24 protein-coding genes and 1 riboswitch are annotated in these 23,906 nt (G+C 73.4%); of the genes, 12 read left to right on the forward strand and 12 right to left on the reverse strand.

The window, feature by feature from the left end; genetic code table 11:
* Positions 1 to 6 precede the first annotated feature (6 nt).
* Positions 7 to 1,518, reverse strand: a complete 1,512-nt coding sequence (gene cobC / locus ACFXOA_RS14635; RefSeq protein ID WP_385026964.1) for an Rv2231c family pyridoxal phosphate-dependent protein CobC — start codon at positions 1,516 to 1,518, stop codon at positions 7 to 9.
* Positions 1,519 to 1,607: 89 nt separating this feature from the next.
* On the opposite strand from cobC, the gene ACFXOA_RS14640 reads away from it, so the two are divergent.
* Complete coding sequence (locus tag ACFXOA_RS14640; RefSeq protein WP_385026967.1) at positions 1,608 to 2,330, forward strand: ZIP family metal transporter; 723 nt, start codon at positions 1,608 to 1,610, stop codon at positions 2,328 to 2,330.
* Positions 2,331 to 2,332: 2 nt separating this feature from the next.
* Here the strand turns inward: ACFXOA_RS14640 and ACFXOA_RS14645 are convergent, their stop codons facing one another.
* From ACFXOA_RS14645 to ACFXOA_RS14675, 7 genes are all read right to left on the reverse strand, one after another.
* Positions 2,333 to 3,679, reverse strand: coding sequence for a cobyrinate a,c-diamide synthase (locus ACFXOA_RS14645; RefSeq protein WP_385026970.1), 1,347 nt, complete (start codon positions 3,677 to 3,679; stop codon positions 2,333 to 2,335).
* Positions 3,673 to 4,272, reverse strand: a complete 600-nt coding sequence (gene cobO / locus ACFXOA_RS14650; RefSeq protein WP_385026973.1) for a cob(I)yrinic acid a,c-diamide adenosyltransferase — start codon at positions 4,270 to 4,272, stop codon at positions 3,673 to 3,675. The genes ACFXOA_RS14645 and cobO overlap by 7 nt, the downstream gene beginning before the upstream one ends.
* Positions 4,272 to 6,308: a putative cobaltochelatase gene (locus ACFXOA_RS14655; RefSeq protein ID WP_385026977.1), complete on the reverse strand. Its 2,037-nt coding sequence runs from the start codon at positions 6,306 to 6,308 to the stop codon at positions 4,272 to 4,274. The genes cobO and ACFXOA_RS14655 overlap by 1 nt, the downstream gene beginning before the upstream one ends.
* Complete coding sequence (locus ACFXOA_RS14660; RefSeq protein WP_385026980.1) at positions 6,305 to 7,873, reverse strand: cobyric acid synthase; 1,569 nt, start codon at positions 7,871 to 7,873, stop codon at positions 6,305 to 6,307. The genes ACFXOA_RS14655 and ACFXOA_RS14660 overlap by 4 nt, the downstream gene beginning before the upstream one ends.
* The gene (locus ACFXOA_RS14665; protein WP_385026983.1) at positions 7,870 to 8,814 is read right to left on the reverse strand and encodes a cobalamin biosynthesis protein; all 945 of its coding nucleotides are present in this window, start codon (positions 8,812 to 8,814) and stop codon (positions 7,870 to 7,872) included. The genes ACFXOA_RS14660 and ACFXOA_RS14665 overlap by 4 nt, the downstream gene beginning before the upstream one ends.
* A 128-nt stretch (positions 8,815 to 8,942) precedes the next feature.
* Positions 8,943 to 9,072: riboswitch (cobalamin riboswitch) on the reverse strand.
* A 148-nt stretch (positions 9,073 to 9,220) separates the two neighbouring features.
* Complete coding sequence (locus tag ACFXOA_RS14670; protein WP_385026986.1) at positions 9,221 to 9,442, reverse strand: hypothetical protein; 222 nt, start codon at positions 9,440 to 9,442, stop codon at positions 9,221 to 9,223.
* 12 nt (positions 9,443 to 9,454) lie between these two features.
* Positions 9,455 to 10,705, reverse strand: coding sequence for an anion permease (locus tag ACFXOA_RS14675; protein WP_385026989.1), 1,251 nt, complete (start codon positions 10,703 to 10,705; stop codon positions 9,455 to 9,457).
* 247 nt (positions 10,706 to 10,952) lie between these two features.
* Here ACFXOA_RS14675 and ACFXOA_RS14680 point away from each other — a divergent pair, with 247 nt between their 5' ends.
* The 3 genes from ACFXOA_RS14680 to ACFXOA_RS14690 all read left to right on the forward strand — a co-directional run bounded on the left by ACFXOA_RS14680 (position 10,953) and on the right by ACFXOA_RS14690 (position 14,292).
* Entirely contained in the window at positions 10,953 to 11,612 is a 660-nt protein-coding gene (locus tag ACFXOA_RS14680) for a class II aldolase/adducin family protein (RefSeq protein ID WP_385026991.1), read from the forward strand.
* Positions 11,613 to 11,668: 56 nt separating this feature from the next.
* Positions 11,669 to 12,808 (forward strand): alpha/beta hydrolase, encoded by a 1,140-nt coding sequence (locus ACFXOA_RS14685; protein ID WP_385026994.1) that lies wholly within the window; start codon positions 11,669 to 11,671, stop codon positions 12,806 to 12,808.
* 185 nt (positions 12,809 to 12,993) lie between these two features.
* Positions 12,994 to 14,292, forward strand: a complete 1,299-nt coding sequence (locus ACFXOA_RS14690; RefSeq protein WP_385027153.1) for a hypothetical protein — start codon at positions 12,994 to 12,996, stop codon at positions 14,290 to 14,292.
* A gap of 24 nt (positions 14,293 to 14,316) precedes the next feature.
* Here the strand turns inward: ACFXOA_RS14690 and ACFXOA_RS14695 are convergent, their stop codons facing one another.
* Entirely contained in the window at positions 14,317 to 14,727 is a 411-nt protein-coding gene (locus ACFXOA_RS14695) for a VOC family protein (protein WP_385026997.1), read from the reverse strand.
* 243 nt (positions 14,728 to 14,970) lie between these two features.
* On the opposite strand from ACFXOA_RS14695, the gene ACFXOA_RS14700 reads away from it, so the two are divergent.
* The 3 genes from ACFXOA_RS14700 (at position 14,971) to ACFXOA_RS14710 (ending at position 18,089) form a co-directional block, all read left to right on the forward strand.
* On the forward strand, positions 14,971 to 16,569 hold the full coding sequence (locus tag ACFXOA_RS14700; RefSeq protein WP_385027000.1) for an ABC-F family ATP-binding cassette domain-containing protein: 1,599 nt from the start codon (positions 14,971 to 14,973) through the stop codon (positions 16,567 to 16,569).
* A 354-nt stretch (positions 16,570 to 16,923) separates the two neighbouring features.
* Positions 16,924 to 17,145: a helix-turn-helix domain-containing protein gene (locus ACFXOA_RS14705; RefSeq protein ID WP_006123601.1), complete on the forward strand. Its 222-nt coding sequence runs from the start codon at positions 16,924 to 16,926 to the stop codon at positions 17,143 to 17,145.
* Positions 17,146 to 17,297: 152 nt separating this feature from the next.
* Positions 17,298 to 18,089 (forward strand): enoyl-CoA hydratase/isomerase family protein, encoded by a 792-nt coding sequence (locus tag ACFXOA_RS14710; RefSeq protein WP_385027003.1) that lies wholly within the window; start codon positions 17,298 to 17,300, stop codon positions 18,087 to 18,089.
* 40 nt (positions 18,090 to 18,129) lie between these two features.
* Here the strand turns inward: ACFXOA_RS14710 and ACFXOA_RS14715 are convergent, their stop codons facing one another.
* The gene (locus ACFXOA_RS14715; RefSeq protein WP_385027006.1) at positions 18,130 to 18,825 is read right to left on the reverse strand and encodes a hypothetical protein; all 696 of its coding nucleotides are present in this window, start codon (positions 18,823 to 18,825) and stop codon (positions 18,130 to 18,132) included.
* A 96-nt stretch (positions 18,826 to 18,921) separates the two neighbouring features.
* On the opposite strand from ACFXOA_RS14715, the gene ACFXOA_RS14720 reads away from it, so the two are divergent.
* The 5 genes from ACFXOA_RS14720 to amaP are packed head-to-tail and all read left to right on the forward strand — an operon-like array spanning position 18,922 to position 21,245.
* Entirely contained in the window at positions 18,922 to 19,416 is a 495-nt protein-coding gene (locus ACFXOA_RS14720; protein ID WP_385027009.1) for an Asp23/Gls24 family envelope stress response protein, read from the forward strand.
* Between the two features lie 33 nt (positions 19,417 to 19,449).
* Entirely contained in the window at positions 19,450 to 19,641 is a 192-nt protein-coding gene (locus ACFXOA_RS14725) for a hypothetical protein (RefSeq protein WP_385027012.1), read from the forward strand.
* Positions 19,638 to 19,991: a hypothetical protein gene (locus ACFXOA_RS14730; RefSeq protein WP_385027015.1), complete on the forward strand. Its 354-nt coding sequence runs from the start codon at positions 19,638 to 19,640 to the stop codon at positions 19,989 to 19,991. Before ACFXOA_RS14725 ends, ACFXOA_RS14730 begins: the two co-directional genes overlap by 4 nt.
* Positions 19,988 to 20,662, forward strand: a complete 675-nt coding sequence (locus ACFXOA_RS14735) for a DUF6286 domain-containing protein (protein ID WP_385027018.1) — start codon at positions 19,988 to 19,990, stop codon at positions 20,660 to 20,662. The genes ACFXOA_RS14730 and ACFXOA_RS14735 overlap by 4 nt, the downstream gene beginning before the upstream one ends.
* Positions 20,663 to 20,666: 4 nt before the next feature.
* Positions 20,667 to 21,245, forward strand: a complete 579-nt coding sequence (amaP, locus tag ACFXOA_RS14740; RefSeq protein ID WP_385027021.1) for an alkaline shock response membrane anchor protein AmaP — start codon at positions 20,667 to 20,669, stop codon at positions 21,243 to 21,245.
* 72 nt (positions 21,246 to 21,317) lie between these two features.
* Here the strand turns inward: amaP and ACFXOA_RS14745 are convergent, their stop codons facing one another.
* Both ACFXOA_RS14745 and ACFXOA_RS14750 read right to left on the reverse strand, forming a co-directional pair.
* Positions 21,318 to 22,073: an SDR family oxidoreductase gene (locus tag ACFXOA_RS14745; RefSeq protein WP_385027024.1), complete on the reverse strand. Its 756-nt coding sequence runs from the start codon at positions 22,071 to 22,073 to the stop codon at positions 21,318 to 21,320.
* Positions 22,074 to 22,077: 4 nt separating this feature from the next.
* Positions 22,078 to 23,871, reverse strand: a complete 1,794-nt coding sequence (locus ACFXOA_RS14750; RefSeq protein WP_385027027.1) for a glycoside hydrolase family 15 protein — start codon at positions 23,869 to 23,871, stop codon at positions 22,078 to 22,080.
* Positions 23,872 to 23,906 lie beyond the last annotated feature (35 nt).

The raw sequence follows: 23,906 nt of genomic DNA on the forward strand, positions 1-23,906 counted from the left end.
GACGCGTCAGCCGGCGGCTCGCCGGGGCAGCCCCTGCAGGGCGAGATCGAGGGCCTGAAGGAACCGGTTGGTCGTCACCCGGTCGCGTACGGCCAGCCTCAGCCACTCGCTGCCCAGCCCGGGGAAGGTGTCACCCCGCCGCGCGGCGAAGCCCCGCGATCGCAGCAGCTCCCGCACCTCGTCGGCCCGTTCGAGCCGCACCAGCACGAACGGGCCCGCCGCGGGTCCCACCACCCGTACCTCGCTGAACTCCGCGAGCCCGGCCAGCAGATGGGCCCGGTCCACCGCGACACGGTCCGCCGCGTCCGCCGCCTCGACCAGGGCACGCGGCTCCATGCACGCCTGGGCCGCCGCCAGCGCGGGGGAGGAGACCGGCCACAGCGGCTGCGCCTCCTGCAGCAGAGCGACCGTCCCCGGCTCGGCGAGTACGTAACCGATCCGCAGACCCGCGAGACCCCAGGTCTTCGTCAGGCTCCGCAGGACCACGAGCCCGGGGACGTCCTGGCGGTCGCTCAGCGCCTCGCGCTCGCCCGGGACGGCGTCCATGAACGCCTCGTCCACCACCAGCGTCCGCCCGGGCCGCGCCAGCTTCTCCAGCACACCCGCGGGATGGAGCACGGACGTCGGATTGGTCGGATTGCCGACCACCACCAGATCCGCCTCCTCGGGCACCGCAGCGGGATCCAGCCGGAAACCGTCCTCCGGGCGAAGCACCACACGCCCCACCTCGTGCCCCGCCGCGCGCAGCGCCGCCTCCGGTTCGGTGAACTGCGGGTGCACGACGACCGGACGCCGGGCGGGCAGCGCCCGCGCGATCAGGACGAAGGCCTCGGCCGCGCCCGCCGTGAGGAGGACCCGCTCCTCGGGCAGCCCGTGCCGTCCGGCGACCGCGGCGCGCGCCTGCCGGCCGTCCGGATAGGCGGCGAGCGAGCCCAGCGAAGCGGATATGCGTTTCCGCAGCCAGTCAGGGGGAGTACCGGTCCGTACGTTCACGGCCAGATCGGTCAGATCCAGACCGCGTACTTCCGCGTCGCCGTGGTGCCGCAGGTCGGGCCCGGCGTTCTCGATGTGCTCAGTGGGGGGCAGCATGGCAGCCATGGTGGACGGCCCGGAGCCATTCGTCGATGCCCGGTCACCTCCCACTGTGGTCAGCCGGGCCACCGCACAGGTCGCCGACGCCGACTTCCGCTTGGGTACGAGCAGTTCGGCGCCCGAGGCGAGCGCCGCGGCCTCCGCGACGGATCCCGTGCCCACGGCCGCCCTCGCCGCCCCGGAGGGATGCGGTACGGGCGTCGCGGCGAGCGTCCTCGCGGGGTACGTCCGCAGCGGCACCCCGAGCGCCGCGGCAGCCCCGGCGATCCCCGGTTCACCTGCTCTGGTGTCGAGGGTGGCCAGCTCGGCCACGTCTCCCTCCGCGAGCCCGGCCGCCTCCAGAGTCGTGCGGATCAGCCCCAGCACCTCCCCGGCCGGGACGCCGCTGCGGGCGCCGACGCCGACGACGAGGGCGGATCGGGTCATGAGGGAGGTCCTTCCGGAGGGCTCGGGCGAAAGGCGGGCAGGGCGCGCCTGAGGTGCGCGGTGGCGGGTCGATCCGCTAGCAAGGGGCCATGGCGGTATTCGTCGCGCTCGGCGCGTTCCTGATGACCCTGGCGGGCGGCTGGGTAGCGCAACGCGTCAGCGACCGCCGTCACCTCGTGCTCGGCTTCGCCGGCGGACTGATGCTGGGGGTCGTCGGTCTCGACCTGCTCCCCGAGGCGATGGAGGCGGCGGGCGGCATCGTCTTCGGGGTCCCGGCCGCACTCCTGCTCTTCGTGGGCGGCTTCCTGACGGCCCATCTCGTGGAACGCTCCCTCGCCGTACGCCAGGCGGCACACGGGGCGGGTGAGGAACGGGTGCCGCAGGTGGGACTGACGGCGGCGGCCGCGATGGTGGGCCACAGCCTGATGGACGGCATCGCGCTCGGCGCCGCCTTCCAGATCGGCGGCGGCATGGGAGCCGCCGTCGCGCTCGCCGTCATCACCCACGACTTCGCCGACGGCTTCAACACCTACACGATCACCAGCCTCTACGGGAACGCCCGCCGCAAGGCGCTCCTGATGCTGTACGCGGACGCCCTGGCGCCGATCGTGGGCGCCGCGACCACGCTGGTGTTCACCCTTCCGGAGGAACTGCTCGGCTGCTATCTCGGATTCTTCGGCGGGGCGCTCCTCTACCTCGCCGCCGCCGAGATCCTTCCCGAGGCACACCACGACCACCCGGCCCGCTCCACGCTGATGTGCACCGTCGCCGGAGTGGGCTTCATCTGGCTGGTCGTCGGCATCGCCGAGTGACCTCACGCCCCGCATCGCTCCACGAGACGCCTCGCCACCCCGGGCGCCGCCGCCCAGTGCGTGTGCAGATAGCTCGCGTGAACACCCTGCTGCACGAAGCCCTCCACCCGCCGCTCCGGCTGGTGCAGCCCCCAGGCGGGCGTCGTACCGGCGCCGGGCTCCAGCACCGTCCGGTGGAACTCGTGCCCGCGCATCCGGGTGCCCGCCGCCGCCAGCGAGCTGTCCGCCACCGCGACCGCCTGCCGGTAACCGAGCGTCAGCCGCTCCGACATCCGCCCGGCCGCGTCCAGCACCCCGCACATCGGGCGTCCGTCCAGCTCACGGGCCAGATAGAGCAGGCCCGCGCACTCCGCCGCCACCGGCGCGCCCGACAGGGCCAGCTCGGCCACCGCCCGGCGCAGCGGCTCGTTGGCCGACAGCTCCGGCGCGTACATCTCGGGGAAGCCGCCCCCTATGACCAGCCCCGCGGTACCGGCGGGCAGCTTCTCGTCGCGCAGGGGGTCGAAGACGGCGACCTCCGCCCCCGCCGCGGTCAGCAGCTCGGCGTGCTCCGCGTACGCGAAGGTGAACGCCGGGCCGCCCGCCACGGCGATCACCGGACGGGCCGGCGGCGCCGGGTGGGATGCGGGCTCCCAGGCCTCGCCGGGCAGGTCCGGAGCCGAACGGGCCAGGGCCAGCAGGGCGTCGAGGTCGCAGCCCTCCCGCACCCGGTCGCCCATCGCGCGTACGGCGTCGAGGGCCTCGGCCCGCCGCTCGGCCACGGGAACCAGCCCCAGATGGCGCGAGGGCGTCGCCACCTGCGGCGCCCTCCGCAGCACCCCGAGAACCGGCAGCCCCGACTCGTCGAGCGCTTCCCTGAGCAAGGCCTCGTGACGGTCGGACGCCACCTTGTTGAGGATCACCCCGCCGATCCGCACCCGCGGGTCCCAGGAGGCGAAACCGTGGACCAGGGCGGCCACCGAGCGGGACTGGGAAGAGGCGTCGACGACCAGCACCACGGGCGCCCGCAGCAGCTCGGACACCTGGGCGGTGGAGGCGAGTTCGCCCTGTCCGGAGGCTCCGTCGTACAGCCCCATGACCCCCTCGACCACGGCCAGGTCGCAGCCCCGCGCGCCATGGGCGAACAACGGGGCCATCAGCTCCGGCCCGCACATGTACGCGTCGAGATTGCGCCCCGGGCGGCCGGTCGCGAGCGCGTGGTAGCCGGGGTCGATGTAGTCGGGCCCCACCTTGTGCGGGGACACCGCGAGGCCGCGTGCGGCGAACGCCGCCATCAGGCCCGTGGCGACCGTGGTCTTGCCGCTGCCCGAGGCCGGCGCGGCGACGACCAGACGGGGGACGCTCACCACTCGATGCCTCTCTGGCCCTTCTGGCCCGCGTCCATCGGGTGCTTCACCTTCGACATGTCGGTCACCAGATCGGCGGCCTCGATCAGCCCGGCCGGCGCGTTGCGGCCCGTGATCACCACGTGCTGGGTCCCGGGGCGGTTCCGCATCACCTCGACGACCTCGTCGGTGTCGATCCATCCCCAGTGCATCGGATAGGCGAACTCGTCGAGCACGTAGAGCTTGTACGTCTCGGCCGCCAGGTCTCGCTTGACCTGCTCCCAGCCCTCGCGCGCCTTCGCCTCGTTGTCCAGCTGATCGTCCCGCTGGACCCACGACCAGCCCTCGCCCATCTTGTGCCAGTCGACGGTGCCGCCCTCGCCGCTCGCGCCGAGGACCCTCAGCGCGTTCTCCTCGCCGACCTTCCACTTCGCCGACTTCACGAACTGGAACACCCCGATCGGCCACCCCTGGTTCCAGGCCCGCAGCGCCAGCCCGAAGGCCGCCGTCGACTTCCCCTTCCCCGTGCCGGTGTGGACGCACAGCAGCGGCCGGTTGCGCCGCTGCCTGGTCGTCAGTCCGTCGTCCGGTACGGATACCGGCTGTCCCTGTGGCATCAAGCGGCCCTTCGCGTAGCGGTGATGTCCTTGACCAGTCCGGCGATCGAGTCGGCGCGCAGCTCGTCCAGGGTGACCGCGGAGCCCCCTAGATCCCGGGCGAGCTGTCCGGCGAGACCGAGGCGCACGTATCCCGACTCGCAGTCGACGACGACCGACGCGGTGCCCTCCGAGGCGTGCAGCCGCGCCGCCCTGGCCGCCAGCGCCACCGGATCGACGCCCCCGGTCGCCCGTCCGTCCGTCACCACGACGAGCAGGGCCCGCCGCGACGGATCGCGCAGCCGCTCGACCCGCAGCACGTCGTGCGCCTTCAGCAGTCCGGCGGCCAGCGGGGTGCGCCCGCCGGTGGGCAGCGACTCCAGCCGCGCGGCCGCCGCGTCGACCGATGAGGTCGGCGGCAGCGCTACCTCGGCGCCGCCACCCCGGAAGGTGACCAGGCCGACCTTGTCGCGCCGCTGGTAGGCGTCCAGCAGCAGCGACAGCACCGCCCCCTTCACCGCGCCCATCCGCCGGCGGGCCGCCATCGAACCCGAAGCGTCCACCGCGAACAGCACGAGGTTCCCCTCACGCCCCTCACGCGTGGCCTGACGCAGATCGTCCCTGCGTACGACGAGCCCCCGGCCCGACCGCCCGCGCGCCCGCTGGTGCGGGGCCGCGGCCTGCACGGTCGCCGCCAGGTGCAGCTTGGTCAGCGGCCCCTCGGGCCGCCGTGACCCGGTGGTCCGGCCGTGCTCCGTCCGGGCCCGGGAGCGCCGCCCCGCGGCGCCGTCACCGAGACCGGGGACGCTGAGCGCCTTCGCACGGAACGGCTCGCCGGCCCGCACGGGTTGCTGCTCACCCGCTCCGCCGCCCGCCGGGGGAGCGTCCCCCTCGCCGGAGCCCTGACCGCCGGAGACACCGTCGCCGGCACCGCCCGGATCTGTCGCGCCGCCGCCGTCGTCGTCGGGGCCGGTGCCCTGCGGGGGAACTCCGCCGCCGGGACCGTCGGGACCCGGGTCGGGGTCGTCGTCGCCCCCGCCCTGCTCGTCCGCCGCGTCCCTCAGAGTGTCGTCCAGCTTGTCCTCGTCCAGCCCCGGGGCGTCGAACGGGTTGCGCCGGCGCCGGTGGGGGAGTGCCAGCAGCGCTGCCTGCCGTACGTCGTCCGCGACGACCTCGTCGCGGCCCGCCCACGCGGCCAGCGCCGTCGCCGTACGGGCCATGACGATGTCCGCGCGCATCCCGTCGACCTCGAACGCCGCACAGGTCGCCGCGATCCGGCGCAGTACCCCGTCACCGAGCACCACCCGCGGCAGCAGGGCGCGCGCCGCGGTGATCCGCTCCCGCAGCGCGGACTCCTCGCCGGCCCACCGTGCGGCGAAGGCCTCCGGATCGTCGTCGTACGCCAGCCTGCGGCGCACCACCTCGACGCGCTCGTCGGTGTCCCGGGAGGCCGTCACCTCGACGGTCAGCCCGAAGCGGTCCAGCAGCTGCGGCCTGAGCTCGCCCTCCTCCGGGTTCATCGTCCCGACCAGCAGGAAGCGGGCCGCGTGCCGTACGGAGACGCCCTCCCGCTCCACGTACGAGGCACCCATGGCCGCCGCGTCGAGCAACAGGTCCACCAGATGGTCGTGGAGGAGGTTGACCTCGTCGACGTAGAGGATCCCCCGGTGGGCGTCGGCGAGAAGGCCCGGTTCGAAGGCCTTCACCCCCTCCGAGAGCGCCCGCTCGATGTCGAGCGCACCCACCAGGCGGTCCTCCGACGCGCCTACCGGGAGCTCCACGGTCCGCGCCGGTCGCGCTGTGCCCCCTCCCGCCTCGTGCGGGGCGTCCGGGCACGCGGGATCGGGCGCCTGCGGGTCGCACGAGAACCGGCACCCGGCCACGACCGTGACCTCCGGCATCAGCGCGGCCAGCGCCCGGACGGCGGTGGACTTGGCTGTCCCCTTCTCACCCCGGACCAGCACCCCGCCGACGGCGGGACTGACGGCGTTCAGCAGGAGTCCCAGCCGCAGATCGTCCTGCCCGACGATCGCGGTGAAGGGATAGGGCGTGCTCACGAAGCCTCCTCGGTGGCGATCACAGATGTACGGTCGCGCCCGGCGGGTCTCCCGGGCGCGGGCGGTGCCCCCGGCGGGATGAACGGCAGCCCGGCGGGGGCACCGTGCTCGATCAGCCGCCACAGCGCGTCGGTGTCCGCGTGCTCCTCGACCAGATCGCCCAGCCTGTCGAGCTGCTGCTCCCGCAGCGCCCCGAAGCTCGTGTCGGGCGCGGGGACGAACCGCCGCCCCGCGGCCCGGGCGACCTCGCCCAGGAACGCCCGCCGGAACGCGTCGCTCTCCAGCGACCCGTGCCAGTGCGTCCCCCAGACCTCGCCCACCCGGCAGCCGTCGAGGAACGGCTCGCCGCCGTCCACCTCGGCGACCCCGTGGTGGATCTCGTACCCCTCCACCGGTTCCCCCAGTGCCGTACCGGCCGGGCGCGCCAGGACCTTCTCGCGGCCGAAGCGGACCCGCACCGGAAGCAGCCCGAGCCCTTCGACCAGACCGGCCCGTGACTCCACGTCGTCCTCGATCCACCGGCCCAGCGCCTGGAACCCGCCGCAGATCCCCAGCACGGGCCGCCCCTCGGCGGCCCGGCGCAGCAGAGCGTCGGCGAGGCCGCGCTCCCGCAGCCACGCCAGCGCCTTCACGGTGCCCCGCGTCCCCGGCACGATCACCAGGTCCGCGTCGACGAGCTCCTCCGCCCGGTCCACGAACCGCACCACCACACCCGGCTCGGCGGCCAGCGCGTCCACATCGGTGAAGTTCGACATCAGCGGCACCGCGCACACGGCGACCCGCAGCACGTCCTCGCCGTGCGGGGGAGCCACCACCGACTCCCGTACGGTTCCGCGCATCGAGACCCGCAGCCCGTCCTCCTCGTCGATGCCGAGCCCGTGCGCGTACGGCAGGACCCCGTACACCGGCCGGCCGGTCAGCCCGAGCAGCATGTCGAGGCCGGGTTCCAGCAGCGAGACGTCACCGCGGAACTTGTTGACGAGGTATCCGGCGATCAGCGCCTGGTCCTCGGGGGCGAGAAGGGCCGTCGTGCCGAAGAACGAGGCGAACACCCCGCCCCGGTCGATGTCCCCGACCACCAGGGCGGGGAAGCCCGCGGCCCTGGCGATGCCCATGTTCACGATGTCCGTGCGCCGCAGATTGATCTCCGCCGGGCTGCCCGCGCCCTCGCAGATCACCGCGTCGTACGTGCTCCGCAGCTGCTCCAGGCAGTCCACGACCGTGCCCAGCAGCGACTCCTGCCGTCCCCCGTGGTATCCGCGGGCACTCATCTCGCCGACCGGCTTCCCCATCAGGACGACCTGGCTGGAGCGGTCGCCGCCCGGCTTCAGCAGCACCGGGTTCATCAGGGCCGTCGGCTCGACGCGGGCGGCCTGTGCCTGCATCGCCTGGGCGCGGCCTATCTCCGCACCCTCCCGGGTGACGAAGGAGTTCAGCGACATGTTCTGCGCCTTGAACGGTGCGACCTTCACCCCCCGGCGCACCAGCCACCGGCAGATGCCGGCCGTGACGACGCTCTTGCCCGCGTCCGACGTGGTCCCGGCGACCAGCAGCCCGCCGCTCATCCCGCTCTCCGTCCCATGGCGATCCGGCCCGCCGCGCACACCGCGAGGGCCAGCACACTCACACGGCGCGACAGCCGCACCGCGCGTTCGATGTCGGTGACGCGCACCTCCCGGCCCGTGTCCCCGCCGAGCACCGGCCGGTGCTCGACCCGCCCGCCGTAGGCGAGGGTCCCGCCGAGGCGTACACCCAGCGCCCCCGCGAACGAGGCCTCCACCGGGCCCGCGTTGGGGCTGGGATGCCTCGGCGCGTCCGAGCGCCAGACCCGTACCGCCTCGCGCGGGCGCCCGCCGGCCGCCACCGCCAGGACGGCGGTCAGCCGGGCGCCCGGCCAGCCGGCGAGATCGTCCAGCCGGGCCGACGCCCAGCCGTAGCGCAGGTAACGGGGCGACCTGTGCCCCACCATCGCGTCCAGGGTGTTCACGGCCCGGAAACCGACGAGTCCGGGCACCCCGCCGATCGCACCCCACACCAGCGCCCCCACCACGGCGTCGGAGGTGTTCTCGGCGACCGACTCCACCACGGCGCGGGCGATCCCCGGACCGTCGAGCGCCTGCGGATCACGGCCGCACAGATGGGGCAGCCGCTCCCGGGCGGCCTCGATGTCACCCGCGGCCAGCGCGCCGCCGACGGCACGGGCCTCACGGGCCAGCGAGGTACCCCCGACGACGGACCAGGTCGCGGCCGCGGTCAGCGCGACGGCCAGGACGGGGCGGTCGCGCACGGCACGGGCCGCCAGCGCGGCCGTGCCCGCGGCGCCGCCCGCGCAGACGAGCGTGTGCAGGGCGCCCCAGCCGCGGTGGTCACGCCACAGCAGGCTCTCGGCGCGCGCCGCGGCGCGCCCGAAACCGGCGACCGGGTGTCCCCGCCGGGGGTCCCCCAGCAGCAGGTCGCCGATCAGACCGGCGGCGGCGCCGTACGCGAAGACGCGGTCGGCTCTCACCGCTCAGCCCGCGCTCGTGCCTCGGAGGGGCCGGGGGACAGGTGGTACGGCGACCGACGCAGGGCAGCCAGGCATGGCGTATGTCCTCACTCAGGGTCCGCGCCCTGGTTCGACGTGACCGGCGACGAGAGTCTCCTGGCTCCCGGATCCGCAGTTCCTCCGGCCTTCCAGTCCGCGTGTGCGGGCCGTGACTTCCGTGTGGAGGCTGCTCCCCGGTGACAGTGGCGGGACCGCGCCGGATTCGCACCGGCTTCCTCTCCTGTCGCCGTGAATGGCTCCGGCAGTCCACCACGCGCCGCGAATACCCGTCAACCTGCCATTGACCTGCGAGGGTTCGGTGTGCGCGGACGCACACCGGGCCGGGACCCCCGAAGTGTGTCCCGGCCCGGTGCGTCGGGTGAGGCCGTCAGGCCACGATCAGATGGATCCCGTAGGCGACCGCCCCCGCGCACAGCGCGAAGCAGGCGTACGCGCCGGTGCGTGCGAGGACGCCGCCACCACCGCCCTGTGCCGACGGGACCAGCTTGGCGAGGCCGGTGATGCCGAGAGTGAAGAGGCCGACCAGCGCCACGGTGACCACGAGGCTGACGCCGAAGACGGAGGCGAGTGCCGCCCAGTCGATGTTCATGCGGTTCCGTCCTTACACCGTGGCCGGCCGGGCCGGGTCGGCCTGGGTCTCCGGAGCGGGAATGGTGGTCTTGAGTTCCGAGGGGGCCACACCGACGGGCGGCGGGGTGACGGCCGCGATGGCGGTCGTGATCACGCCCGCCGGCTCCGCCTCGGTCGCGTTGACGTTGGTGTGGTCGACAGGCTTGCGGCGCGACAGCATCCAGATGGCACCGGAACCCGCGACGAGCAGCACGGCGACCACCGCGACGCCCCAGGCCCCCTGCTTGGTCAGGAACTCGGCGCCGGCGCCGACCAGGCCCGCCGCAGGCAGCGTCAGACCCCAGGCGACGAACATCCGGGTGGCGGTGGACCAGCGGACCACGCCCCCCTTGCGTCCGAGACCGGCGCCCATCACGGCGCCGGAGCAGGACTGCGTGGTGGACAGCGAGAAGCCGAGGTGCGAGGAGGCCAGGATGACCGTCGCCGCGCTCGTCTGGGCCGCGAAGCCCTGCGGGGGACGGAGATCGGTGAGGCCGCTGCCCATGGTGCGGATGATGCGCCAGCCGCCGAGGTAGGTGCCCAGCGCGATCGCGACACCGGCGGAGGCGATGACCCAGACCGGCGGGTTGGAGCCGGGGGAGAGGACACCCCCGGTGACCAGGGCCAGGGTGATGATGCCCATCGTCTTCTGCGCGTCGTTGGTGCCGTGCGCGAGCGAGACGAGACCGGCGGAGGCGATCTGGCCGGCCCGGTAGCCCTTGGCGGTCGACTTCAGCTGTGCCTCGTCGGTGATCTTCCGGTTGAGGCGGTACGTCAGCTTCGTCGCCAGCAGGGCGGCGAGACCCGCGACCACGGGAGCGGCGATCGCCGGCAGCAGGACCTTCGTCACGACCGTGCCGCCGTTGATCGAGGACCAGCCGGCCGACATGACCGCCGCGCCGATGAGGCCGCCGAAGAGGGCGTGGGAGGAACTCGAGGGCAGGCCGACCAGCCAGGTCAGCAGATTCCACAGGATCGCCCCGACGAGCGCGGCGAAGATGACCTCGGTTCTGAGGCCGTCCTCGTTGATGATCCCGCCGGAGATCGTCTTGGCGACCTCCACCGACAGGAACGCGCCGACGAGGTTGAGCACGGCGGACATGGCGACCGCCGTCTTGGGCTTGAGGGCACCGGTGGAGATGGTGGTGGCCATCGCGTTGGCGGTGTCGTGGAAACCGTTCGTGAAATCGAACACGAGAGCTGTCACGATCACGATCGCGAGCAGCAGCGTGATGTGTTCCATTTACCCAGGCAATCGTTCGACGTCATTGGCACGTGGAACGTAGGCAACCTTGGTGAACGGAAGATGAACTGGGCAGGGCGGCAGGGTGACCCCAAACGTGTGCGTCGGTTCCGCTTGTGTCCGCAACCGGTGCTCCGCATGCCTCGCGGCCGGTGGGGGGCCTGGCCCCGGCCCGGGTGCGCCGCGCCCGCTCCTGCCCGAAATGCCCCACTGAGGAGACTTCGGTCACCCGCCCTAGGATCGCCGTATGGGTGAAGCGGAACGCAGGGCGATCGAAGAGGCGTGGAACGGTGTCGTCGCGACGGCCCGGAGGACGACGGCCGAGGGCCTCGTCGTCGGCACCTCCGGCAACGTGTCGGCGCGGGTGGGCCCGATCGTGCTGGTCACCCCCAGCGGGGTCCCCTACGACCGGCTGGGCCCGGAGGACGCCGTCGGAGTCGACCTCGAAGGCCGCCAGGTCCTGGGCGGCCTCGTACCCACCAGCGAACTCCCGCTCCACCTCGCCGTCTACCGCGGCACCGACGCAGCCGCCGTCGTCCACACCCACGCCGTGCACGCCACGGCCGTCTCCACCCTCGTCCCCGAGGTGCCGCTGATCCACTACGCCGCCGCCCTGCTCGGCGGCCCCGTACGCACCGCCGGCTACGCCCGCTACGGAACCCCCGAACTGGCTGAGAACGTGCTCCTCGCGCTCCGCGGCCGCACCGGCTGCCTGCTGCGCAACCACGGAACCGTCACCTACGGCGCCACCCTCGACGAGGCCTACGACCGCACCGCCCAGCTGGAGTGGATGTGCAGGCTCTGGCTCACCGCGAGCTCCGTACCCGGCCACCGCCCCAGCCTCCTCACCGAGACCCAGCTCGACGAGGTGACCCGGGCCCTGGAGGGATACGGGCAGCCGGGCTGAGCCCGTACGGCCCCCGCCCACTGGCCGGTGCCCTCCCGGCCCGGGAGACTGGGGCCGTGCGCCCGGCAACAGCGGCGGCAGTGGCCGCCACCTCGGTCCTCGGCGTCGGCGCGGCAGCGGTCGCCGCCGGACGCCACGCCAGCGACGCCGCCCTCGGGGCGCCGTCGCCACGCCCCTTCCCCGGCGACCGCCGTGTCACCGTGCACGCCACCGACGCGGGACGGATCACGCTCACCCGGTCCTTCCCCGCGCTGCGCCCCGGCGTGTACGGGGTGACCGCCAAGGGCGTCCACGCGGTCGTGGGCCCCGTGGTCGAGGAACGGCCGCACCACGGCACGCTCTCCGCCGACACGGTCGTCCGCGGTCTGGAGCGCGTCACCCTCGGCAGTCTCAAGCCGGGCACCAGGGTCCGGCTCACCCCGGAGCTCCACCGGGGCGACCCGCTCGCGGCCCTCGGCCTCGGCCACAAGGAGGTGGAGGTCCCGGGCGAGCTCGGCCCCATGCCGGCCTGGTTCGTGCCGGGGGCCCGCGACACCTGGGTGATCACCGTGCACGGCCTGGGCACCACCAGGGAGCACCCGCTGAACGTCATCGGGTTCCTCCACGAGCAGCAGCTGCCGGTGCTCGACATCACCTACCGGGGCGACCCCGGGGCGCCGCGGTCGCCCGACGGGCTCTCCCACCTCGGTGAGTCGGAGTGGCGCGACCTCGACGCCGCCATCCGCTACGCCGTGCGCTACGGGGCCGAGAACGTGATCCTCCACGGCTGGTCCACCGGTGCCTCGATGGCCCTGCACGCGTCCGTCGACTCCGCGCTCCGCGACCGCGTCAGCGGCCTCGTCCTGGACTCCCCGGTCATGGACTGGAGGGCCACCCTGCGCGCGCTCGCCTCGGCCCGCGGCGTCCCCGCCGCGATGCTGCCCCTCGCCGTACGCGCCGCCCAGGGCCGGACCGGACTGCAGGGAGCTCCGCTCCTGGACACGCCGGTGCCGTCCGCCCTCCGCGTGCCCACGCTCCTGTTCCACGGACCCGGCGACGGCCTGGCGCCCTGGGGGCCGTCCAGGGAGCTCGCCGAACGCCGGCCCGACCTGGTGACCCTGCACTCCGTGGAAGACGCTCCGCATGCGGCGATGTGGAACGCCGACCCGGCGGGATACGAGGAGGCCCTCCGCCGCTTCCTCACGCCCCTGATGTGAGCTGATGGCACGGAACCGCCCGGTTGGTCACCCGGCCCCGCGGTGCCGCGAACGCTGGTGACACGGCTTCCGTTTGGGCTTTCGGCCCGTCAGAGGCAAGACTGCTCCTCGTGACGTCCCGTACCCCGCGCGACTCCAGGCTGCGACTTGTCCGCCCGCGACCCCAGGCGACCGCCCGAAAGGCCGTGACGACCCGGCGCACCAGGCCGGCTCCCCGCCCGCCCGAGGGCACACCGCCCCCGGCGGAGCTGGCACGCCAGGCCAGGACGGTGCTCGCCGACGCCGTGCGCATCGCCCACTGGGCCGCGGGCGGTACGGGCCCCGGCTCCGCCCCGCTCGCCGCCCGGGCCCTGGAGCGCGCCGCCACCGCGCTGGAACTCTCCCCGGCCCAGGTCCGGGCGGGCTGGGACCGTGCCAGGCTGGCCGGGCTGGTCGAGATCCACGGCACCACCGCCCGCCCGGGCTGGCGGCTGAGAGCCTGGGACCGGGACGACTCCGCCGTCCTCCGCGGTTGGGTCGCGCTCTTCGACGCCTGGTCGCTCGTCCACCCCTCGCCCGAGGGCGTGGAGGCGACCGCCGTCGCTGAGGCCATCGAGGCCGTACCGCAGGTCCTCTCCCTGCTCCAGCTCTCGGCGGGGCCCGTCACCGTGCCCGCGCTCCTCGACCTGCTGGGCCAGCGCGTCGCGGAACTCCACGAGGAGCGGTGCGAGGTGCCGTTCGGCCCGCAGGAGCGGCCCGCCCGTGCGGGCGAGCGGTCCGACGGCCTGAACGCCCTGCTGCTCGACTGGGCCCTGGAAGGGCTCGCCTCGGTCGGCGCCCTCACCCTGGGCGCCGGGCACGCCACCCTCACCCCGCTGGGCAACTGGGCGGTCTGGGTCAAACTCGAACAGATCTGTGTCGCCGCCCAGAGCCCCGCGGGCAACATCGAACAGCCGGCCGCCGACATGCTGCTCGGCTGCGCCCGCCTCACCCCCGGACCGGCCCGTGCCGAGTACCGCGCCTGGCTCGCCGCCCGGACCGTCGGCACCGCCGTGGCCGAACTGCTGGCCGTCGCCCGGGGCGAGGACGCCCTGCTGCGCGGACTCGCCTTCGAGGCCCTGCGCGTCGTCGGAGCCCCCGCCGAGCCCGTCGTCCGCTCCGTCGTCACAGAGACCCCGCTGCGCCCCTACGCGCTGCTCTGGCTCGCCGAGTACGAGGGCACCGACCCCGACGACGCCCAGGACGTCCTCAGCCGTGAGGAGGCCACCTGGCTGTGGGTCGACACCGCCGCCGCCGTGGCCGACCACGGTGAGACCGGTCTGCTGGTGCGCCATCTCGACTCCGCCGTCCAGGGCACGGTCCCCGCGCTCCTGGAGGAGGTCCGGGCCGTCGGCCACCCCCGCACCGTCCAGGTCCTCGTGGCCCTGGCCGCGGCGCACCCCGATCCGGCCCTCGCCAAGGCGGTGCGCCGCGCCGCGTTCCAGGTGCACACCGGCGGGGTCTGACCGCTCGCGCCGCCCCGGGGGCCCTCAGCCCGAAGCCCCCGGGGCGTACGTCCCGAAGCTCCACACGTTGCCCTCGGCGTCCCGCGCCGTGTAGTCACGCGAGCCGTAGTCCTGGTCCGTGGGCGGCATCAGGATCTCCACCCCGTGCCCGGCGGCCCGCGCGTGATGCGCGTCCACGTCCTCGACGACCACGTACACCGCGGCGGGCCCCGCCGAGGCCATCGCCTCCGCGAACGCGCCGCCGTGCCCCTTCGAGCCGAGCATCACCCTTCCGTTGCCGCAGGACAGCTCGGCGTGGACCACGGAACCGTCCTCGCCCTCGTACACCGCTTCCGCGGTGAAGCCCAGGGCCGTGGTCAGCATCCGGATCGCGGCCCGGGCGTCGTCGTAGACCAGCGCCGGGAAGACCGTGGGAAGGCCGCCTGACGGTGCCATCGCGCTCACCCTCTTTCCTGCGACTCGCACCACTTCGCTGTGATGTGCGTCTCAGTCTTCCACCGGTCGCCGCCGCCCGGCCACCGACGCCGCAGGCCAGGGGTGCGGCGCCCGGTGCGCGCGGAAAAGCAGGTGGACACCGCCAGTAGACTGAGTCCCATGGCAAATCTCCTTGTGCACTAGACGGCGTCGAGTCGTGAGCCCCGTGTCCCTCCGCCGTCCATTCCGCCCTGGAGTACTTCCGTGATCACCGCCTCCGGCATCGAGCTGCGCGCCGGCGCCCGCATCCTCATCGAGTCCGCCTCCTTCCGCATCGCCAAGGGCGACCGCATCGGCCTGGTCGGCCGCAACGGCGCGGGCAAGACCACCCTCACCAAGTGCCTGGCGGGCGAGGGCGCCCCGGCCGGCGGCACCATCACCCGCGGCGGTGAGGTCGGCTACCTCCCGCAGGACCCGCGCACCGGCGACCTCGACGTCCTGGCCCGCGACCGGATCCTCTCGGCCCGCGGCCTCGACGAGATCCTGCGCAGGATGCGGGAGAACGAGGACCGGATGGCGAACGGCAAGGGCGCCACCCGCGAGAAGGCGATGAAGAAGTACGAACGCCTGGAGACGGAGTTCCTCACCAAGGGCGGGTACGCCGCCGAGGCCGAGGCCGCCACCATCGCCGCCGCGCTCAGCCTGCCCGACCGGGTGCTCGGCCAGCCCCTGCACACCCTGTCCGGTGGTCAGCGCCGCCGTGTCGAGCTCGCCCGGATCCTGTTCTCGGACGCCGACACCCTGCTCCTCGACGAGCCCACCAACCACCTCGACGCGGACTCGATCGTCTGGCTGCGCGACTACCTCAAGAGCTACCGCGGCGGCTTCATCGTGATCTCCCACGACGTCGAGCTCGTCGAGACCGTGGTCAACAAGGTGTTCTACCTCGACGCCAACCGCGCGCAGATCGACATCTACAACATGGGCTGGAAGCTCTACCAGCAGCAGCGCGAGGCCGACGAGAAGCGCCGCAAGCGCGAGCGCCAGAACGCGGAGAAGAAGGCCGCCGCCCTCAACTCCCAGGCCGACAAGATGCGCGCCAAGGCCACCAAGACGGTCGCCGCCCAGAACATGGCCAAGCGAGCCGAGCGCCTGCTCTCCGGGTTGGAGGCGGTGCGGGTCTCCGACAAGGTGGCCAAGCTCCGCTTCCCCGAACCGTCCCCCTGCGGCAAGACCCCGCTGATGGCCGAGGGGCTGTCCAAGTCCTACGGCTCGCTGGAGATCTTCACCGATGTCGACCTCGCCATCGACAAGGGTTCGCGCGTCGTCATCCTCGGCCTCAACGGTGCGGGCAAGACCACACTGCTGAGGCTCCTCGGCGGCGCCGAGAAGCCCGACACCGGCCAGGTCATCGAGGGCCACGGCCTCAAGCTCGGCTACTACGCCCAGGAGCACGAGACCCTGGACCCGGACCGCACGGTCCTCGAGAACATGCGCAGCGCGGCGCCCGACCTCGACCTCGTCGAGGTCCGCAAGACCCTCGGCTCCTTCCTGTTCTCCGGCGACGACGTCGACAAGCCCGCCGGAGTGCTCTCCGGTGGTGAGAAGACCCGTCTCGCCCTGGCGACGCTGGTCGTCTCGTCCGCGAACGTGCTGCTGCTCGACGAGCCGACGAACAACCTCGACCCGGCCAGCCGCGAGGAGATCCTCGGCGCCCTGCGCACCTACAAGGGCGCCGTCGTCCTCGTCACCCACGACGAGGGCGCGGTGGAGGCGCTCCAGCCCGAGCGGATCATCCTGCTGCCCGACGGCGTCGAGGACCTCTGGGGTGCGGACTACCGGGACCTGGTCGCCCTCGCCTGATCCACGGCCCGCGGCCCTCTCGCCCGGCCCGGTGATCCAGCGGGTCTGGATCATTCGGCCCATCGGTGATCCATCATCTGGGGGAGCGCGTCTCGTACCCCGGCGCGGCGCCCGGCGGATATCTGCCGGGCGCACTCATTTTCGGCCATCCCGCCCCATACGGCCCTGACCTGGAATTTCTTCCGGGCGCTCGCTCCATCGCCTTCCGATATCCCCGGGAATCCCGGATTCCGCTTGTGTCCGGCCGTCCCGGTACGCGGAATCCGGTCCTACGTACCTTGCCGAATGGGTGGCCAGGAAGCGCGGGAGGGGTGATCATGAGAGTCCAGAGCGCACTTCCTTGAGGAGGCACGGGTGGCCGAGACTCTGAAGAAGGGCAGCCGGGTTACCGGCGCCGCGCGTGACAAGCTCGCGGCAGACCTGAAGAAGAAGTACGACTCCGGTGCGAGTATCCGGGCGCTGGCCGAGGAAACCGGCCGTTCCTACGGATTCGTCCACCGGATGCTCAGTGAATCCGGAGTCACGCTGCGGGGACGCGGCGGGGCGACTCGGGGCAAGAAGGCCGCTTCGGCCTGACGGCACGGGCGCCGGCCGGATCCGGTCCGCACCGGCTCCGGGATTTCACCGGAACACCGGGTGGCCACCCGGGCGACCATCGGGTCGTCCGGGTGGTTACTGTTCAGTTACTTGCCAGTAAGTGCTGACTGCACCCGATCCGGAGGCGCTCCATGACCTCGCTCGACCCTGTGTTCGACAAGGACGGCGTACGGCTCACCGTCGATGACGCGGTTGCCACGGTGACGCTCACCAACCCGGCCAAGCGCAACGCCCAGTCTCCCGCTCTGTGGCGGGCGTTGACCGAAGCCGGACGAGCGCTTCCCGGCAGCGTGCGGGTCGTCGTGCTGCGCGGCGAGGGCAAGTCCTTCTCCGCGGGACTGGACCGGCAGGCATTCGCCCCCGAAGGCTTCGACGGGGAACCGTCCTTCCTTGACATGGCGCGCGGCCCCGAGGCCGGACTCGACGCGACCATCGCCGAGTACCAGGAGGCGTTCACCTGGTGGCGCCGCAACGACATCGTGTCGGTCGCGGCCGTCCAGGGGCACGCGATCGGCGCCGGCTTCCAGCTCGCCCTCGCCTGCGACCTGCGGATCGTCGCCGAGGACGTGCAGTTCGCCATGCGCGAGACCAGCCTCGGTCTCGTGCCCGACCTCACGGGCACCCACCCGCTGGTGCACCTCGTGGGGTACGCCCGCGCGCTCGAGATCTGCGCGACGGGACGCTTCGTGCACGCCGAGGAGGCCGAGCGCACCGGTCTCGCCAACCTCGTGGTGCCCGCGGACCAGCTCGAAGCGGCGGCCGCCGACCTGGCCGCCGCCCTGCTCGCCGCCCCACGTGACGCGGTGGTCGAGACCAAGGCGCTGCTGAGCGGGGCCGTCTCACGCTCCTACGAGGAGCAGCGGATCGCCGAACGGGCCGCCCAGGGCCGTCGGCTGCGCGACCTCGCGGGCCTCGCCGACTGAGACGTCCTCCCCGGCAGGGCCCCGTACGGCGGGGCCCTGTTCAGTCCCTTTCCACCACCGCCGTCACCAGGACCGCGACCGCGGGGCGGTCCTCCACGGCCTCGGCCACGGCGGCCCGGACGGCCCGGGCGACATCCAGCGCCCGGTGGTCCCCTGCGGTCGCCACCTCCACCCGGACATGGCCCTCACCGGCCAGGACCGCGCTTCCCAGCGACCGGGTCAGCGACACCACACCGGGAACCCCGGCCGCCGCGTTCCCCACGGGCCCCTCGGGCTCCGCCGTACGGATCCCCGCCACCGCACCGGCCCCGGGCGGGGGCTCCTGCTCCAGCAGGTCGGTGACCCGGAGGTCCACCTCCTCCACCAGCAGGCCGAGCCGCGTGGCCGCCGCCGACAGCAGAACCGCCCGCAGCGCGTCCGCGGTGGCGGGCAGCGGACGGCGGACCGTGGCGCAGAAATCGGCCTCGATCCGCAGCGGCCCGGGCGGCAGCGCGCCGGGCGGCCCCGGCACCACCGGCGCAGGGGCGCGGGAGGCGTCCGCCGTATCGATCCTGAGCTTCTCCAGCGCGGCCCCCGACCCCGACGCCGCTTGCCGCAGCACCCCCGCCGCCGCCCGTTCCGCGATCCAGGAACCGTCCTCGGGGCCGCCCAATGGGAGCAGCCGTCCCAGGCCGAGCCGCTCGCGCACCGCGGCGGTCCATCCGTCGGCCCGGTGCGGGCCGTCAGCCGTAGTCATTGCCCCACCCTGCCCCATCCACGGCGCGGGACCGGGGAAGCGCACTTACTGTGGGCCACGGAAGTCCAACCCCCCGTCCCGAAGGGAAGAGCGGCGATGACCGAGAGCCCGCAGCGGAACCGGCCCGACAGCCCCGGCAGCCTGACCGGAGGGGACGAGGGCCGGCAGCACCAGCTCACCAAGCGCGGCGGGGGCGCGCCCGGCACCAGGGGGCGCACCACGATCGCCGACGGCGTGGTCGAGAAGATCGCCGGAATGGCGGCACGGGACGTCTCAGGCGTCCACGCCATGGGCAGCGGCCTCTCCAGGACCTTCGGCGCGGTACGCGACCGGGTCCCCGGCGGCGGCAAGTCCGTCAGCCGCGGCGTGAAGGCTGAGGTCGGTGAGTCGCAGGCCGCCCTCGACCTGGAGATCGTCGTCGAGTACGGGGTGGCGATCAGCGAAGTGGCACGGGACGTGCGGGAGAACGTCATCGCGGCGGTGGAGCGGATGACCGGGCTCGAGGTCGTCGAGGTCAACATCGCCGTCACCGACGTCAAGCTGCCCGACGAGGATGACGACGAGGAAGAGTCCGCGTCCCGCGTCCAGTAGGCCCTCCCCCGCGCGGCAGTTGAGGAGCAAACGATGAGCATGGCTGTGGTCGGCATGGTGGCCGGCATGGCTCTCGGCTTCGCCGGATACTTCGGCGGCTTCGGGGCCTTTCTGCTGGTGGCGGCCCTGGGCGCGATCGGATTCATCGCCGGTCGCTTCCTGGACGGCGACCTGGAACCGGGCGACCTCTTCCGGGGTCGCGACCGCGGCGACCGGCGACGGTGACGGCGGTGACGGAACGGGTCCCCGCCGCCGAGCGCGGGGAGACCCGGATCGCCGACCGGGTCGTCGCCAAGATCGCCGCGCAGGCGGCGAAGGAGGCGGTCGGTGAACGGCCCCCCGGCGGCGCCGCGCCGCGCGCCACCGTCACCGTGCACCGCGACGCCGCGCGGGTACGGGTCAGCCTCGACCTGCCCTACCCCTGCGACATCGGGCGCAGGTGCGGGGCGGTGCGTCGGCGTGTGACCGAGCGGGTAGGAGCACTGGCGGGTATGGACGTGCCCGATGTGGCCGTACAGGTCGAGCGGCTGCATCCGTCCGCCGAGGGCACCGCACCGGAGGGGAGCACCCGATGACCGAGCCCCACGACGGGGACGACAGCACCCGGCCCCTGCCCACGGTGGAGCGGCCGGCAGGCGGTGTACTCGAGATGGACCAGTCGGCGTCCGGTTCGTCCTACGAACCGGTCCACCCCCCCGGCGGCAGGACCCGCCGGTTCTGGTCCGGGCGCAGGATCCCCGCGGCCGTCGTCGCCCTGATCCTCCTCGGCGGGGCGGGGCTCCTGCTCTACGACGTCGCGGCGGTGCGTGCTGGTCACCCCGCCATGCAGTGGCGCCGCTCGGCCGCCGACGACCTGGCCACCCGTCACCTCGACGACGTATGGGTCCTGGCGGGCTCGGCCCTGGCCGCCGCACTCGGTCTCTGGCTGCTCCTGCTGGCCCTCACCCCCGGGCTGCGCGCACTGCTCCCGATGAACCGCAGGCGCCCCGGGGTACGCGCCGGACTCGACCGGACCGCGGCCGCCCTGGTCCTGCGCGACCGGGCCGTCCAGGTAGCCGGGGTGCAGTCCGTGCGGGTGAGGATGGGCCGGCGCAGGGCCAAGGTGCGCGCCTTCTCGCACTTCCGGGAACTCGACGACGTGCGGGCCGACCTGGACGGCGTGCTGGGTGACGCCGTCGGTGAACTGGACCTCGCGAGGCCGCCCGGCCTCTCCGTGCACGTACGCCGGACGGCGAAGAAGGGGTGACGCCGTGATCAAGACCGTCAACAGGCTGCTGCTCGCGCTGGTGGGGCTGGTCCTCGTCGTCGTCGGCGGGGCCGTCCTCGCGGCGGGGCTCGGTGCGTCCGTCCCCTCCTGGTGGCCCTTCGGCGGCCCCGACGACGTCCTGCTCAGCAAGGCCGACCGCACCCGGTGGAGGGACGAGGGCTGGTGGTGGCCGGCGGTCATCGCCGCTCTCGCCGTCCTGGTGGTCCTCACCCTGTGGTGGCTCCTCGCCCAGTTGCGCCGCGGCCGCCTCGCCGAGGTGCTGGTCGACAGCGGCGACGGCGAGGGCGCGCTGCTGCGAGGCAGGGCCCTGGAAGGGGTGCTGGCCGGTGAGGCGGGTGGAATCGCCGGGGTGTCCGACGCCAAGGTCGCCCTGACCGGGAAGCGCACCGCCCCCCGGGCCAGGGTCCGGATGCGGATGGAGCCCGATGTCTCGCCGGGGCAGGCGCTGCGCGGGCTCTCCGAGGGTGCGCTGGACCACGCGCGTGCCTCGGCCGGACTGGAGGAGCTGCCGGCCGAGGTGCGGCTGAGGGCGGTCAAGCACAGCGCCCAGCGCGTGAGCTGACGCGGTGCCGGCCCCCGGACGTCGGGTCGAGGGGCGGGGTGCCGGAACCCGCCGGGGACGCGGCCGCCGGTGTCAGAAGCCGTGGCGGGCGCCGCCGTCGACCGGCACCATGATGCCCGTCAGGTAGGAGGCCGCCGGGGAGAGCAGGAAGGCCGAGGTCTTCCCGAACTCCTCCGGGGTGCCGTAGCGCCGCAGCGGGATACGGGCCTCGTTGGCCGCGCGCGCGGCCTCCGCGTCACCGGACAGCGCGTCGAGTTCACGCACCCGGTCCGTGTCGATCCGGGACGGCAGCACACCGACGACGCGGATACCGCGCGGGCCCAGCTCGTCCGCGAGGGACTTGGCGAAGCCGGCGAGGCCGGGACGCAGCCCGTTGGAGATCGTCAGGCCGCCGATCGGCTCGTGCACCGAACCGGACAGCACGAATCCGATGACACCGCCCTCGCCGAGTGCCTCGGCCGCCGTACGGGCCAGGCGCACCGCGCCGAGGAAGACCGACTCGAAGGCCGACTGCCACTGGTCGTCCGTGTTGTCGGCCAGGAAGCCGGGGGCGGGACCGCCCACGCTGACGAGGATGCCGTCCAGCCTGCCAAAGCGGTCCTTCGCGACGTCCACGAGCCGCCGCGCGGCCAGCGGGTCGGCGTTGTCCGCGCCGAGTCCGACGGCGTCCGGGCCCAGTTCGGCGGCGGCCTCGGCTGCGCTCTTCTCGTCCCGGCCGGAGATGATCACCTTCGCCCCGTCGGCGGCGAGGGCGCGCGCTGTGGCGTTGCCCAGCCCGCGGGTCGCGCCGGTGACGATGTACACACGGTCCTTCAGTCCAAGATCCATGGCCCTATCCTGCCAAGTCCGCCCCGGCGAGGTCGACCGCGCTGTTGACCAGGCCGATGTGGCTGAACGCCTGCGGGTAGTTCCCGAGCTGGCGCCGGGCCGCCGGGTCGTACTCCTCGGCCAGCAGCCCCACGTCGTTGCGCAGCTCCAGCAGCCGGTCGAAGAGCGCCTCGGCCTCGTCCCTGCGGCCCGTCCGCAGCAGGGCGTCGACCAGCCAGAACGAGCAGGCGAGGAAGGCTCCCTCATCACCCGGGAGACCGTCCACGGAATTGCCGGCCGTGCTGTAGCGGCGGATCAGACCGTCGTGGGCGAGCTCCTCGCGCACCGCGTCCACCGTCCCCCGTACGCGGGGGTCGTCGGGCGGGAGGAAACCGGTACGGACGATGAGCAGCGTCGAGGCGTCCAGCTCCCGGGAGCCGTAGTACTGGGTGAAGGTGTTGCGCTCGGGGTCGTAGCCCTTCTCGCAGACCTCTGCGTGCACCGCGTCCCTCATCGCGCGCCACCGGTCGGCGTCACCGGGCAGCTCCGGGTTCTCCTCCAGGGAGCGCACGGCCCGGTCGGCCGCCACCCAGGCCATCACCTTGGAGTGCACGAAGTGCCGGCGCTCCCCGCGGATCTCCCAGATGCCCTCGTCCGGCTCACGCCACGAGGACTCCAGGAAGCCGAGCAGGCTGAGCTGCAGGTTCCAGGCGTGCGGCTTGTCGTCGAGCCCGGCGTCGCGGGCCACTCTGAGTGAGTCGATGACCTCTCCGTACACGTCGAGCTGCCGCTGCTTGACCGCCGCGTTGCCCGAGCGGACCGGCAGGGAGTTCTCGTAGCCGCTCAGCCAGGTCAGCTCCGTCTCCGGGAGTCTGCGCTCCCCGGCGAGTCCGTACATGATCTGGAGGTCGGCGGGGTCGCCTGCCACGGCGCGCAGGAGCCAGTCCCGCCAGGCGGCGGCCTCCTCGAGATAGCCCGCCGAGACCATCGCGGCGAGCGTGAGGGTGGAGTCCCGCAGCCAGCAGTAGCGGTAGTCCCAGTTCCGTACACCGCCGATCTCCTCCGGCAGCGAGGTGGTCAGGGCTGCCACGATGCCCCCCGTGGGGGCGTAGGTGAGTGCCTTGAGGGTGATCAGGGAGCGGAGCACGGCGTCCCGGTGCTTGCCGCGGTACGTGCACTTCGCCGACCACTTCGCCCAGTCGGCGAGGGTGTGCTTCAGCGACTTGTGCGGGTCGATCAGCTTGGGGCGGGGCGAGTGGGAGGGGTGCCAGGTGAGGACGAAGGCCACCTTCTCGCCCTCGGTGACGGTGAACGAGGAGCAGGTGCTGAACTGCTGCCCCCACGTCTTGACGGCCGGCTCGCTGCGCAGCCAGACCGAGTCCGGGCCGGCCACGGCCACCCGGTGGCCGTGGGAGCGGCGCATCCACGGCACCACGGAGCCGAAGTCGAACCGCAGCCGCAGCACCGAGCTCATGTCGACGCTGCCGCTGACCCCCTCGACGATCCGCATGACGTCGGGCGCCTTGTCGCGCTGCGGCATGAAGTCGATGACCTTGACCGTCCCGGTCCTGGTCTCCCAGTAGGTCTCCAGCACGAGGGAGTCGTCCACGTAGGCGCGGCGGGTGCAGTTCTCGGTGCTGTCGGTGCCCTGGGGTGCGATGCGCCAGTGTCCGTTGTCCTCGTCGCCCAGCAGGGCCGCGAAGCAGGCGCCCGAATCGAAGCGGGGCAGGCACAGCCAGTCGACGGAACCGTTCCTGCCGACCAGGGCAGCCGTCTGCAGATCGCCGATGAGGGCGTAGTCCTCGATACGTGGAGTCACGTCCTGGCGTCTTCCCGAACCTGCGCCACGCTAAG

It is taken from the genome of Streptomyces sp. NPDC059166, assembly GCF_042755185.1.
Lineage (GTDB): Bacteria > Actinomycetota > Actinomycetes > Streptomycetales > Streptomycetaceae > Streptomyces.